The organism is Agromyces intestinalis, assembly GCF_008365295.1.
Lineage (GTDB): Bacteria > Actinomycetota > Actinomycetes > Actinomycetales > Microbacteriaceae > Agromyces > Agromyces intestinalis.
Genome location: NZ_CP043505.1, coordinates 1,560,142 through 1,573,158, shown reverse-complemented (window position 1 = coordinate 1,573,158; position 13,017 = coordinate 1,560,142). Strand labels below are relative to the sequence as shown.

At 72.1% G+C, this 13,017-nt stretch carries 11 protein-coding genes; 8 read left to right on the top strand and 3 right to left on the bottom strand.

What is annotated here, in order from left to right; genetic code table 11:
• Positions 1 to 107: 107 nt before the first annotated feature.
• Together pgm and FLP10_RS07210 are read right to left on the bottom strand one after the other, a co-directional pair.
• Positions 108 to 1,736, bottom strand: a complete 1,629-nt coding sequence (gene pgm / locus FLP10_RS07215) for a phosphoglucomutase (alpha-D-glucose-1,6-bisphosphate-dependent) (protein WP_149160249.1) — start codon at positions 1,734 to 1,736, stop codon at positions 108 to 110.
• A 151-nt stretch (positions 1,737 to 1,887) separates the two neighbouring features.
• Positions 1,888 to 3,204, bottom strand: coding sequence for a DUF445 domain-containing protein (locus tag FLP10_RS07210; protein ID WP_149160248.1), 1,317 nt, complete (start codon positions 3,202 to 3,204; stop codon positions 1,888 to 1,890).
• A gap of 50 nt (positions 3,205 to 3,254) precedes the next feature.
• Here FLP10_RS07210 and pheA point away from each other — a divergent pair, with 50 nt between their 5' ends.
• The 8 genes from pheA to FLP10_RS07170 all read left to right on the top strand — a co-directional run bounded on the left by pheA (position 3,255) and on the right by FLP10_RS07170 (position 12,029).
• Complete coding sequence (gene pheA, locus FLP10_RS07205) at positions 3,255 to 4,214, top strand: prephenate dehydratase (protein ID WP_149160247.1); 960 nt, start codon at positions 3,255 to 3,257, stop codon at positions 4,212 to 4,214.
• A gap of 554 nt (positions 4,215 to 4,768) precedes the next feature.
• Entirely contained in the window at positions 4,769 to 6,091 is a 1,323-nt protein-coding gene (locus FLP10_RS07200) for an extracellular solute-binding protein (RefSeq protein WP_149160246.1), read from the top strand.
• A 4-nt stretch (positions 6,092 to 6,095) separates the two neighbouring features.
• Positions 6,096 to 7,163 (top strand): carbohydrate ABC transporter permease, encoded by a 1,068-nt coding sequence (locus FLP10_RS07195; RefSeq protein WP_210418498.1) that lies wholly within the window; start codon positions 6,096 to 6,098, stop codon positions 7,161 to 7,163.
• On the top strand, positions 7,160 to 8,041 hold the full coding sequence (locus tag FLP10_RS07190; protein WP_210418497.1) for a carbohydrate ABC transporter permease: 882 nt from the start codon (positions 7,160 to 7,162) through the stop codon (positions 8,039 to 8,041). The genes FLP10_RS07195 and FLP10_RS07190 overlap by 4 nt, the downstream gene beginning before the upstream one ends.
• A gap of 3 nt (positions 8,042 to 8,044) precedes the next feature.
• Positions 8,045 to 9,703 carry a beta-N-acetylhexosaminidase gene (locus tag FLP10_RS07185; protein WP_149160245.1) on the top strand — a complete coding sequence of 553 codons (1,659 nt, stop codon included), beginning with the start codon at positions 8,045 to 8,047 and terminating at the stop codon, positions 9,701 to 9,703.
• Between the two features lie 59 nt (positions 9,704 to 9,762).
• Positions 9,763 to 10,887, top strand: a complete 1,125-nt coding sequence (locus tag FLP10_RS07180; RefSeq protein WP_168209130.1) for an ROK family transcriptional regulator — start codon at positions 9,763 to 9,765, stop codon at positions 10,885 to 10,887.
• Between the two features lie 51 nt (positions 10,888 to 10,938).
• A complete protein-coding gene (locus FLP10_RS07175) occupies positions 10,939 to 11,649 on the top strand; it encodes a hypothetical protein (RefSeq protein WP_149160243.1) in 711 nt (236 codons plus the stop codon).
• Complete coding sequence (locus FLP10_RS07170; protein ID WP_149160242.1) at positions 11,646 to 12,029, top strand: hypothetical protein; 384 nt, start codon at positions 11,646 to 11,648, stop codon at positions 12,027 to 12,029. The genes FLP10_RS07175 and FLP10_RS07170 overlap by 4 nt, the downstream gene beginning before the upstream one ends.
• On the opposite strand, the gene FLP10_RS07165 is transcribed toward FLP10_RS07170, so the two are convergent.
• Positions 12,007 to 13,014 carry a diacylglycerol/lipid kinase family protein gene (locus FLP10_RS07165; RefSeq protein WP_246150260.1) on the bottom strand — a complete coding sequence of 336 codons (1,008 nt, stop codon included), beginning with the start codon at positions 13,012 to 13,014 and terminating at the stop codon, positions 12,007 to 12,009. The genes FLP10_RS07170 and FLP10_RS07165 overlap by 23 nt on opposite strands.
• Between the last annotated feature and the right edge of the window lie 3 nt (positions 13,015 to 13,017).

The window sequence follows — 13,017 nt, the reverse complement described above, 5'->3', positions numbered from 1 at the left end:
GTGTCACAAGCGCCCGGCCTGCCGCCGCGACACGACGTGTGCGAGCCTGCCTGCGTTCAGGGGCAGGGGCTGGACGACGCCGGAGGGGCGCGGTCTCGGGTGACGCCTCAGCCGGCGAGCGCCTCGCCGACGATGCGCTGCGCCTCGGCCTGCACCTCGCGCAGGTGCTCTGGCCCGCGGAACGACTCGGCGTAGATCTTGTACACGTCCTCGGTGCCGCTCGGGCGGGCGGCGAACCAGGCGTCCTCGGTCACGACCTTGACTCCGCCGACCGCCGCGTCGTTGCCGGGCGCGCGCGACAGCTTCGCCGTGATCGGTTCACCCGCGAGGTCGGTCGCCGCGATCGCGTCGCCGTCGAGCTTGGCAAGGCGCGCCTTCTGCTCGGCGGAGGCGGGGGCATCCGTGCGCTCGTAGGCGGGGTCGCCGAACCGCTCGACCAGCGAGCGGTACAGCTCCGACGGCGACTTCCCGGTGACCGCGCGGATCTCGGAGGCGAGCAGGCACAGCAGGATGCCGTCCTTGTCGGTCGTCCACACCGTGCCGTCGAACCGCAGGAACGACGCGCCCGCGCTCTCCTCGCCCCCGAACGCGACCGACCCGTCGATGAGCCCCGGCACGAACCACTTGAACCCGACCGGCACCTCCCAGAGCCGCCGGTCCAGTGACGAAGCGACCCGGTCGATCATCGACGACGACACCAGGGTCTTGCCGATCGCGGCGTCGTCGCGCCAGCCCGGCCGGTGCGCGAACAGGTACTCGATCGCAACGGCCAGGTAGTGATTGGGGTTCATGAGCCCGCCGTCGGGCGTGACGATGCCGTGCCGGTCGGCGTCGGCGTCGTTGCCGGTCAGGATGTCGTAGTCGCCCGCGTGCTCGAGCACCGAGGCCATCGCGCTCGGCGACGACGGGTCCATGCGGATCTTGCCGTCCCAGTCGAGCGTCATGAACGACCAGGTCGGGTCGACGCGCTCGTTCACGACGGTGAGGTCGAGCCCGTAGCGGTCGCGGATGGCGGCCCAGTACGACACGGATGCTCCGCCCAGCGGGTCGGCGCCGATCTTGATGCCCGAGCGTTTGATCGCGTCGAGGTCGATGATGTTCGCCAGGTCGTCGACGTAGTTCGTGCGGAAGTCGTACGTCTCGACACCGCTCGGCTCGGCCTGGTTCACTTCGCGCAGGCCGCCCTCGATGAGCTCGTTCGCGCGGTTCGCGATCCATGTCGTCGCGTCGGAGTCGGCGGGGCCGCCGTGCGGCGGGTTGTACTTGAAGCCGCCGTCGGCGGGCGGGTTGTGCGACGGCGTGATCACGATGCCGTCGGCCTCGCCCTCGGCGCGCTTGGCGGGGTCGTCGTTCCACTTCAGGATCGCGTGCGAGACGGCCGGCGTCGGCACGAAGTCGTCGAACTCGTCGACGAGCACGCGCACGCCGTTCGCGACGAGCACGTCGAGCGCGGTGGTCTGCGCGGGGGCGCTCAGCGCGTGCGTGTCGGCGCCGATGAACAGCGGACCGGTGGTGCCCTGCGCCGCCCGGTACTCGCAGATCGCCTGGGTGATGGCGAGGATGTGGTCTTCGTTGAACGCGGTCTTCAGCGACGACCCCCGGTGCCCCGAGGTGCCGAACGCGACGCGCTGCGTCGGCTGCGAGGCATCCGGTTTCAGCTCGTAATAGGCCCTGACGAGCCCTTCGACGTCGATGAGATCGTCTGCCGTCGCCGTGGTGCCCGCTCGCTCATGCATCCCCCCAGTCTGCCCCGCCCCCGCCCACCCCACGAGACCCTTTTCAGGAACTCCTGCCCGAATCGCACGTTTCTCAGCAAGACACGCCGGTTGCGACGCGGTTCCGACCGATGACGCCTGAGAAAGGTCAGGGGGTCGAGAGTCAGTGCGGTCAGAGGAGGGCGCGGGCGGCGGTCGCGATCGTGAAGATCGCCAGGCCCGCGAGTGCGCCGACGACCGTGCCGTTGATGCGGATGAACTGCAGGTCGCGACCGACCTGCAGCTCGAGCTTCGCGGACGCCTCGGCCGGATCCCAGCGCTCGACGGTCTCGGCGATGACGCCGGCGAGGTCGTGCCGGTACGTGCGCACGAGGGAGGCCGCGGCATCCGCCACCCAGTCGTCGACCTTCGCCTGCAGCGAGACATCCGTCGCGAGCCGACCGCCGATCTCGGCGACCGCGGCGCGCAGACCGGCCCGCAGCTCGCTGTCGGGCTCGTCGAGCGCCGACTCGAGCGTCGTGCGCACCGTCGACCACGCCTCGGCGGCGAACTCGCGCACCCGAGGGCTGTCGAGCAGGTCGAGCTTCAGCGCCTCGACGCGGGCGATGAGCGCGGGGTCGTGCTGCAGACGCTCGGCGAACTCGGCGAGCCAGGCATCGATCGCGAGGCGGGCCGGATGCTGCGGATCATCGCGAACCGCACGCACGAAGCCGAGCACCTCGCGGTGGGCGCGCTCGTCGACGAACCGATCGACGACCGACGGCACCCACTTCGGCAGCCGGCGCGACACCATCGACCCGAACGCCTCGGGGTGGGCGGCGAGCCACGCCTCGGCCTGTTCGGCGACGGCATCGACGGCGTTCCGCTGTTGGTCGGCCGCGACGAGTCGCGCCCCGACCCGGCCGATCGCCGGACCCCATTCGGGCGCGAACAGGTGCCGGCGGGCGAGTTGGTCGATGACCCGTTCGACATCGTCGTCGGCGAGCAGGCGCAGCACCGCGCGCGCGCCGGCGGCGGCCTCGCCCGTGAGCCGCTCGGCGTTCGCCGGAACCCGCAGCCATTCGCCCAGCCGTCGGGCGAGGTCGACCGAGCGCAGCTTGCCGAGCACCACGTCGTCGGACAGGAACTCGAGCTCGACGAAGTCGCCCAGGGTGCGGCCGATCTCGTCCTTCCGGGTCGGGATGATCGCCGTGTGCGGGATGCGCAGCCCCAGCGGATGCCGGAACAACGCGGTCACCGCGAACCAGTCCGCGAGCGCGCCGACCATCGCACCCTCGGCGGCCGCGCGCACGTACCCGAGCCACGGGTACGCGTCCTGCAGGGCGAACGCGAACGCGAACACGACGGCCGCGGCGATCAGCAGCCAGGTCGCGAGCGCCTTCATCCGGCGCAGCGCGATGCGGCGTGCGGCGTCGGTGAGTCGTGGCGCGCCGGCCGAGGCATCCGACGCGCCCGCCTGCTGCGCGGCGAGCCGCGGGGCATCCGTCATGCCCGTCACCGTACGCCGTCGGCTGCGACCCGCTGGCTAGGCTGGCCTGCATGACCGCAACCGGCGACGCCCGACCCTCGGAGACCTACTCCTACCTGGGGCCGGCCGGCACCTTCACCGAGGCGGCGCTGAAGCAGGTGCCCGAGGCGCAGGGCAAGATCTGGCGGTCGGTCAACAACGTGGGCGAGGCGCTGGCGGATGTCACGACCGGGCGCTCGACCGCGGCCATGATCGCGATCGAGAACTCGATCGAGGGCGGGGTCTCCGCGGCGCAGGACGCGCTCGCCACCGTGCCCGGGCTGCGGATCGTGGGCGAGTACCTCGTGCCGGTGAACTTCGTGCTCGTCGCGCGGCCCGGCACTGCGCTCGCCGATGTGCGTGTCGTCAACGCGCACCCCGTCGCGTACGCGCAGACGCGCGGATGGCTCGAACGACACCTGCCCGACCACGGGCACATTCCCGCGGCGAGCAACGTGCAGGCCGCGACGTCGCTCTTCGCCGACGACAGCAACGCCGACGCGGCGGTCGCCCCGCCCGGCATCGTCGACCAGCTCGACGTCGACGTGCTCGCCGAGGGCATCGGCGACAACCCCAACGCGGTCACGCGGTTCGTGCTGGTGAGCCGGTCGCTGCGCATCCCGCCGCGAACCGGAGCCGACAAGACGAGCGTCATCGTCGAGCTGCCCGACGACGAACCGGGCTCGCTGCTCGCGATGCTCGAGCAGTTCTCGACGCGCGGGGTCAACATGTCGCTGCTCGAGTCGCGGCCGATCGGCGACGAGCTCGGCCGGTACCGCTTCGTCATGGACCTCGACGGGCACATCGAAGACGAACGGGTCGCCGACGCCCTGCTCGGTCTGCGCCGGTTCAGCCCCGGCGTCATCTACCTCGGGTCGTACCCCCGCGCCGATCGGCGCGAGGTCGAGTACCACTCGAAGTACGACGACGAGGTCTACATCGAAGCGCGCGACTGGCTGCGCGGCATCCTGAGCGGCGAACCCGAGGTCTGACGCGGGCCGCCGCGCCCACCGCACCGCGCTGCCCCTCTCGGCGCGTGCGCGCGCCTACGCCGCATCGCGCGCCCACCGCATCCGCCGCTGCGCCACCTGCGCGCCGTCTGCGCCAGCCGATGTGGCGCGGAGAGCGCGCAGGTGGCGCAGCGCGCCGCGAGCCTGCCGTGCGCACCGCATTGCCTGCGCTGGCTTCCCATGAACCCGTCGCGGCGTGCCCCCGGCCCGCCGTTGCGCCACGTCGGCGTGCTCTGCGCCAGTCGATGTGGCGCGGAGGGCGCGCAGATGGCACAGCGCGCGGCGCGGCCGCGGAGGGGCGGGCGGTCGCGTCGCGCAGTTTTCCAAACGAATTGCGTAATGGATGCCACGTGCGTCGCGCCGTCTCGGCTGATTCGGCCTGCCGGGGCTGCGAACTGCCTCTTGACAGCAGAGTTATGCAAAGCGTTTACTAAATGCGTTCCGCACCGCACCTGCCCCACCACACACCACGCACCACGCACCCGCAGTCACTCATCCACGCGGCATCGTCGCCGCCCACCTCCCCAGGAGAGAACATGCGCATCACACGAATCACCGCCCTCGGGGCGCTCGCCGCGGTCGCGGCGCTCACGCTCGCCTCGTGCGCCGGCACCGGCGCGACCGCAGGCGCCGACGGTCCGCAGCCCGTGCCCACCACGAAGGGCGACGGCGAGACGCTCGTCGTCTGGGCGATGGAGGGCGACTACCAGGACGCCACGCTCGAGGCGATCAACGCCGCGTTCACCGAGCAGACCGGCGCCGAGGTCGACCTGCAGATCCAGCAGTGGGACGGCATCACGACCAAGATCAGCACGGCGCTCGCGACGTCGAACCCGCCCGACATCATCGACATCGGCAACACGCAGGTGCCGGGCTACGCCGCGAACGGCGGTCTGCTCGACCTCACGAACTACGAGGACGACCTGAAGCAGGGCGCGACCTGGCTCGCCGGCCTCGAGGACCCGGCCCGCATCGACGGCTCGCTCTACGCGGTGCCCGGCTTCGCGGGCGCCCGCGCCGTCATCTACAACACGGCGATGTGGGCCGACGCCGGCGTCACCGAGGTGCCGACCACGCACGACGAACTCACCGCCGCCCTCGACGCGGTCGCCGCGGCGCACCCCGAGCCCGACTTCGCGCCGTTCTACCTGCCGGGCCAGTACTGGCAGTCGAGCATGCAGTTCGTGTGGGATGCGGGCGCCGAGATCGCGACCAGCGAGGGCGGCGAGTGGACGGGCGGGTTCTCGACGCCCGAGGGCATCGAGGGGCTCGAGCAGTTCGCCGAGTTCCAGAACACGTACTCGACCGGGGCATCCGCGACGCTCGACAACATCACGCCCGACCAGAACCAGATCTTCGCCGACGGCAAGACGTCGGCGATCCTGAGCACGGGCGGCTCGATCGCGGGCATCACGAAGGCGAACCCCGACATCACCGCCGACCAGCTCGGCACCTTCCCGCTGCCCGGTCTCTCGCGGCAGAACCAGCCCGCGATGCTCGGCGGCTCGGTCTGGGGTATCTCAGCCAAGTCGCAGCACCGCGACCTCGCACTGCAGTGGGCGAAAATCGCGGGCAGCCCCGAGACCCAGAAGGACTACGTGTTCGGCGTCGACGGCTGGATCCCGAACAGCACGCAGGCCGTCGAAGCGGCCCAGGCGAGCGGCCTGACCCCGCAGCAGGAGGGCTTCTTCGCCGCGGCGCTCAACTCGAAGGCGACTCCGGCGGCCGCGAACTGGCCGACGATCGAGGGCGACAAGAGCATCGCCGAGCTGTTCGGCGCCGTCGCGTCGGGCTCGAAGTCGGCCGAGGACGCCGCGAAGGCGATGGACGAGCACCTCGCCGACGTGCTCAACGGCTGAGGTCGTGACCGTCGTCGATCCGGCCGCGCGAGCGCGGGCCGCCGGGCAGGACGCTCCTGCCCGGCGGCCCGGCCCGCCCGCGGTCGACCAGCAGGCCGGCGGGAGCGCCGGCCCGAGGCATCCGGATGCTTCGAAGCGGCCCCGCTCGAAGCGACCCGCCGGCCCGGAGCATCCGACCGCCCGCCGCCGGGATCGCGCCCCCCTCTGGCTGCTGAGCCCCGCCGGGCTCGTGATGACCGTCGTGACGGCCGCACCGATCGTGCTGCTCGTCGGCATCTCGTTCACCGACTTCGACCAGCGGTCGCTGTTCACGGGCGCGTTCTCGTTCGTCGGACTGGAGCAGTACGCGACGGTCTTCGCCGACCCCGACTTCTGGCTCGCCCTCGCCCGCACCGTCGTCTTCACCGCGGTGATGGTGGCGGGCAGCGTGCTCGTCGGCATGGGCGTCGCCCACCTCATGACGCTGCTGCGCCCGGGCATGCGCTACCTGGTCACGGTCGTGCTGATCTGCGCGTGGGCGATGCCGAACGTGGCATCCTCGCTGGTCTGGAACTGGCTGTTCCAGCCCGGCTACGGCGTGGTCAACTGGCTCCTCACCCAGGTGCGGGTCTTCGGTGATCTGACGGATGTCGCGTGGTCGCAGCATCCCGTACTCGCGGCGACGAGCATCTGGGCGCTCATCGTCTGGCAGGCGGTGCCGTTCATCGCGCTCACCCTCTACGCGGCGCAGGTGCAGATCCCGACCGAGTACTACGAGGCCGCCCGCCTCGACGGCGCGAGCGAATGGCGGGTCTACCGATCGATCACGCTCGTGTTCCTGCGCCCGACGCTGGGGCTCATCACCATCCTCTCGATCATCTGGGACTACAACGTGTTCAACCAGATCTGGCTCGTCTCGCAGGGCGGCCCCGACCAGGCGACGACGACGCTCGGCATCTTCACGTACAAGACGGCGTTCGTCGGGTTCGAGCTCGGTGCGGGTTCGGCGATCTCGGTCGTGACCACGCTCATCCTGCTCGTGCTCACGGCTGTCTATATCCGCAGCCTCGTGCGATCGGGGGAGGACCTGTGAGCGCCGCAGCCGACACCACACCACCGGTCGCCGCCCGCCGGCGCCGCCGCACCGCCCGCGGGCGGCGCGTCATCCCGAACCTCGTCGCGATCGTCTTCTGCGCCGTCTGGATCTTCCCCGTCTACTGGATGGTGAACACGGCGTTCAAGCCGCGCAGCGAGATCCTGACCGCGACGCCGATCTTCTTCCCGCAGCATCCGTCGATCGACAACTTCATCGTGGCGATCACGCAGACCGGCTTCCTGACCGACCTGCGCAACAGCCTCATCGTCGTCACCGGCACGGTGCTGCTGTCGATCGTGCTCGGGTTCTTCGCGGCGGCGGCGCTGTCGCGGTTCCGCTTCCGCGGCCGGCGTGCGGTGCTCGTCGCGATCCTGGCGGTGCAGATGCTGCCGGGCACGGCGCTGCTCATCCCGACGTTCCTGATGTTCAACAGCCTGAACCTGCTCGGCACGTTCGCCGGGCTCGTGCTCGCCTACGTCGCCGCGGTGCTGCCGTTCTCGATCTGGGTCATGCGCGGGTTCTTCGTCGCGATCCCCGCCGAGATCGAGGAGGCGGCGCGCATCGACGGCGCGGGCACCTGGGCGGTGCTGCTGCGCATCTGGTTCCCGCTCGTCGGGCCGGGTGTCATCGCGACGAGCATTTTCGCGTTCATCGCCGCGTGGAACGACTACCTCGTCGCGTACACGTTCATGAAGGACCAGGCGATGTACACCCTGCCCGTCTGGCTCGCCTCGTTCACGACGCCGACGACCGGCACCGACTTCGGCGGGCAGATGGCCGGCTCGGTGCTGTTCTCGCTCCCGGTGATCGTCTTCTTCCTCCTCATCCAACGCAACCTGGTCACCGGCCTGTCGGCCGGCGCCGTGAAGGGCTGATCAATGCTCGTTCCCCGACCGCGCCGCGTCGCACCCGCCGGCCCGTCGAGCGGCGGCGCCGCCGGTGCCGGCCGCGCCGGCTTCGAGCTCACCGCGTCGAGCGCGATCACCGCCGACGCCGAGCTCGCGCCGGTCGCCGTCTGGCTGCAGGGCGCGCTGCGCCCGCCGACCGGGTTCGCGCTGCCGGTTCGGCCGATCGCGGGCCGGCTCAGCGGGTCGATCCGGTTGGCGATCGACGATGCGCTGCCGGCGGAGGGATATCGGCTGCGGGTCGACGCCGACGGCGTCGACGTGATCGGCGGAGGTGCGGCCGGGGTCTTCTCCGGATGCCAGTCGCTGCTGCAGCTCTTCCCGCCGGCCATCCACCGGCGGGCGAGGGTGACGGATGCCGCGTGGCGGCTGCCGGCCGTCGAGATCGACGATGCGCCGCGGTTCGCGTGGCGGGGTGCGATGCTCGACGTCGCCCGGCACTTCCTGCCGGTGCGGGACGTGCTGCGGTTCATCGACCTGATGGCCGCGCACAAGCTCAACCGGCTGCACTTCCACCTCACCGACGACCAGGGGTGGCGCATCGAGATCCCGCGGTACCCGCGGCTCACCGAGGTGGGCGCGTGGCGGCACGAGAGCCAGGTCGGCGCCGCCCCCGGCGCACCCGGCGACGGCCGGCCGCACGGCGGCTACTACACGCAGGACGACCTGCGCGAGATCGTGGCGTACGCCGCCGAACGGTTCGTCACGATCGTGCCCGAGATCGAGTCGCCCGGGCACGTGCAGGCGGCGATCGCGGCGTACCCCGAGTTGGGCGTCGACCGCCCCGACGTCGACGTCTGGACGGGGTGGGGAATCAGCGAGTACGTGCTGAACGCCGAGGAGTCGACGGTGCGGTTCTTCTGCGATGTGCTCGACGACGTGATGGACCTCTTCCCCGGTCCGTACATCGGCATCGGCGGCGACGAGTGCCCGCGCGTGCAGTGGCGGGGGAGCGCACGCGTGCAGCAGCGCATGGGCGAGCTCGGCCTCGCCGACGAGGGCGAGGTGCAGGGCTGGTTCACGGGCCGGCTCGCCGAGCACCTGCGGGCCCGCGGGCGGCGGGCGTTCGGCTGGGACGAGCTGCTCGAAGGCGAACCGCCGCACGACGTCGTGGTGGCGTCGTGGCGGGGCTCGGCGGGCATCACGATCGCCGCGCGGCTCGGGTACGACGTGGTCGCCTGCCCCGACGACGTCGCCTACCTCGACTACCGGCAGTCCGACGGCCCCGACGAGCCGATCCCGGTGTCGGTGCCGGTCACGGTCGTCGACGCGTTCCGGTTCGACCCCGTGCCGCCGGGGCTCTCGCCCGAGGAGGCCGCCCACGTGCTCGGCGGGCAGGCCAACCTGTGGAGCGAGTACATGGACTCGCCGCGCACCGTCGACTTCTTCGCCTTCCCGCGGCTCGCGGCGATCGCCGAGGCGCTCTGGTCGGGCTCGGGCGGCGACGAGGCCGACTTCCTGCGCCGGCTCGACGCGCACCTGGCCCGCCTGGACGCGATGGGCGTCGAGTACCGGCGTGCCGACGGGCCGCGCCCGTGGCAGCGTCGCCCCGGCATCCCGGGCCGGCCCGAGACCCGCGCCGAGCGCGAGGCGAACATCGCCGCACTGGTCGCGCAGCTGCCGCGCGTGTGACCGACGGACGGGCCAAGATGGGAGGGCACGCCGTCGCGCGGGCGGGGAGGAGCACCCGGATGAACCGGCAGGTCGGCAGCGGCGGCGCGGGCCTGCGGAGCATGAACGCCCGCGACGTGCTCGCCGCGCTGCACGGCTCCGACGAGGCGCGCACCGTCGCGGATCTCGCGGGCGAGGTGCGGCTGACCCGGCCGACCGTCGAGGCCGCGCTCGCCGAGCTGGTGCAGATGGGCTGGGTGCAGGAGGTGCCGCCCGAGGCGGTGCCGAATCGGGCGGGCCGGCGGGCGCGCCGGTTCCGGTTCCACGCGGCGGCCGGGCTGCTCATGGGCGTGGATGTCGGGCCTCACGCCGTGACCTGCCTCATCTCCGACCTCGCCGGCGCCGTCGTGCACTCCGAGGAGGAGCGGTACGACGACCACGGTGACGCGGCGACGGCGTGGGCGGTGATCCGCGCGGTCGTCGAGCGGGCGCTCGACGCGGTATCGGCGACCCGCGTGCTCGCGACGACGGTGGGGGTGCCGGCGGTCGTCGGCCCCGATGGCGTCATCGCGTACTCGGTCGTCGTGCCCGGCTGGCTGCGCGCCGGCATCCCGTCGCTCATCTCGTCGTCGTTCCCGTCGGACGCGACCTTCTTCGACAACGACGTGAAGCTCGCGACCCTTGCCGAGGCCGAGTGGGGCGGGCTGCGCGACGCGCGACACGCGATCTTCCTGCTCGCCGGCCGGCAGATCGGCGCGGGGCTCATCGTGAACGGCGAGCTCACCCGGGGTGCGAACGGCGCGGCGGGCGAGATCGGCGGGCTCGACTCGGTCGACTGGGCGTCGGCGCCCGTGGGGCTGACCGACTCGTTCGACCCGCCCCTGGCCATCGAGCAGATCTTCGAACGGGCGGCCGAGGCCGATCCGGCGGCGGTCGGCGCCGTCGCCGTGTTCGCCCGCGACATCGCCGAGGGCGTCGCGGCGCTGGCGCTCACGGTCGACCCCGAGGTCGTCGTCGTGGCCGGCGAAGCGGTGCTCGCCGGCGACGCGTTCCTCGTGCCGCTGCGGCGCGCGCTCTCGTCGCTCTGCCTGTCGACGCCGCGCATCGAGCCGACCTCGCTCGGCACGCGCGCGGTCGCGCTCGGCGCCCTCGCCCGCTCGCTCGAGCACGTCCGCGACGCCGTGCTGGAACTGCCGCGGCCCTGAGCGCGCGGGTGCATCGCGGCTAGGCTGTCGCCACCCGACGAAGGAGCCGGCATGACCGAGACGAAGCCGAACTTCGACCCGCGCTACGACCCGCGGTTCCAGCGGGGCTGGGTCGAGCCCGAGGGCGGTGCGGATGCCCCGCCCCACGTCGACCCGCCGTCGCACCGGCAGGCACCGCAGCAGGCGCGACCCGCGCGGCTCGCCCCGGAGTCCGCCGAGGATCCCGCCCACGATCCTGCTCCGGCGCGGGCCGAGGACCTGTTCGCCGAACTCATCGCCCCCGAGTCCTCCGAGCCCCGCGACCCCCGCGACCCCCGTGGCGGCCGCGAACAGTCGCAGCTCGCGCCGCGGGGCGGGGCCGGGCTGCCCGAGGTGCAGGTCGCGGGCTTCGCGCCGTCGTCGAACGGCGTGCCGGTCGAGGCATCCGACCTGGTGCCGCCCGAGTCGGTGCGGCGCGTGACCGCCCGCTGGCTATGGCTCGTGCTCGGGCTCTCGGTCGTGTTCGTGGTCGTCGGCGCGCTCGCGTACTGGCAGTCGATCACGCAGCAGAACCCGTACACCGGGGCGATCTCGAGCATGGACCAGGCGACGCTGCTCATCCTCAGCCAGGTCGCGCCGGGCGCGGTCGAGATCGGCGTGATCGGCATCGTCGCGAGCCTGGTCGGCTGGGTGATCATCGGTCAGGCGGCGGGCTCGCGCCGGGCGGGCGAGACGTCGACGGCAGCGGATGCCGCGGCTCCGGGCCGGCAGGTCGACCCATGATCACGCATCGCGCCGGTCGGATCACCGCCGCTCGGGTCGCGTTGATCGCACTCGCGGTGTGCCTCGTCGTCGGCGTCCTGCTGGTGCAGCAATCGGCGTCGATCGCCACCGACTCGAACAGCATCGTCTGGGACTGGTCGGGCGAGCCGACTCCCGAGGTGATCGCGCAGATGCAGACGCAGCAGTTCATGTGGGCGCTCGCGGTGCCGGCATCCGCCACGCTCGTCGTCGCATCCGCGTTCGGGCTGCTCGTGATCGGCTGCCGTGCGCTCGCCGTGCGCTGGTCGCACCGGGCCGTCGAACGCGCCGCGCAGCGCGCCGCCGATCACGCGGCCGACGTGGCCGACACCCTGCGGCCTATTCGGCCACCCGCACGATGAGCGCGCCGGGGTCGACCCGGAAGTCGGCGGACGTCACCGATCCGAACTCGTCGCCGTCGATCTGGAACTCCTCGGCGTCGCCGTCGATGCGGATGGACACCGACCGCCCGCGCCCGTAGACGATCTCGCGTCGCCGGTCGCCCCCGGTGAGGTCGAGGAACTGCCGCCCGACGGCGGTCTTGCGCAGCACGGGGTTCTCCCACGTCACCCGCCGCCAGATGAACAGCCAGCCGAGCAGGTTCCGCGGCTGCAGCACGACGACGTCGAGACGGCCGTCGTCGATCTCGGCGTCGGGGATCAACTCGATGTTGCCCGGCAGGTAGCCGAGGTTCGCGACCAGGATGCTCGAGGCCCGGGGCCGATGGACCCGGCCCTGGTCGATGCGGTACCTCACCCGGAACGGCTTCGACGCGGGCAGCACGCGCAGCCCGGCGTCGACGTACGCGAGCCAGCCGACCCGCTTCTTCAGGTCGGAGTTCGTGTTCGCGATCATCGACGCGTCGATGCCGACGCCCGCCATCACGAGCGACGAATGCGACTCCTCGGTGCCATCGGCTCGGCGGATGTCGCTGACGAGGACGTCGACGGTCCGGTCGATGCCGACGAACGCGAGCACGACGGCGTCGGCGAGATCGTTGACCGGAATCCCGATGTTGCGTGCGAAGAGGTTGCCGGTGCCGAGCGGCACGATGCCCATCGGCACCCCGCTGCCGCGCAGCCCCGCCGCGACCGATCGGACGGTGCCGTCGCCGCCCGCGGCGATCACGAGATCGGCCCCCTGCGCGAGCGCTTCGCGGGTCTGCCGTTTGCCCGGATCCTCGACGGTCGTGTCGATCCACAGGCTCGGCGCGAAGCCCTGCCGTCGCTCGGTCTCCTCGACGGCCGCGCGCAACCGGTCGTACCCCTGCTTCGACGGGTTCGCGACGATCGCCGCACGCGCCCCGCCCGAGGCATCCACCCCTCGACCGCCCTCATCCCCGCCCACGCT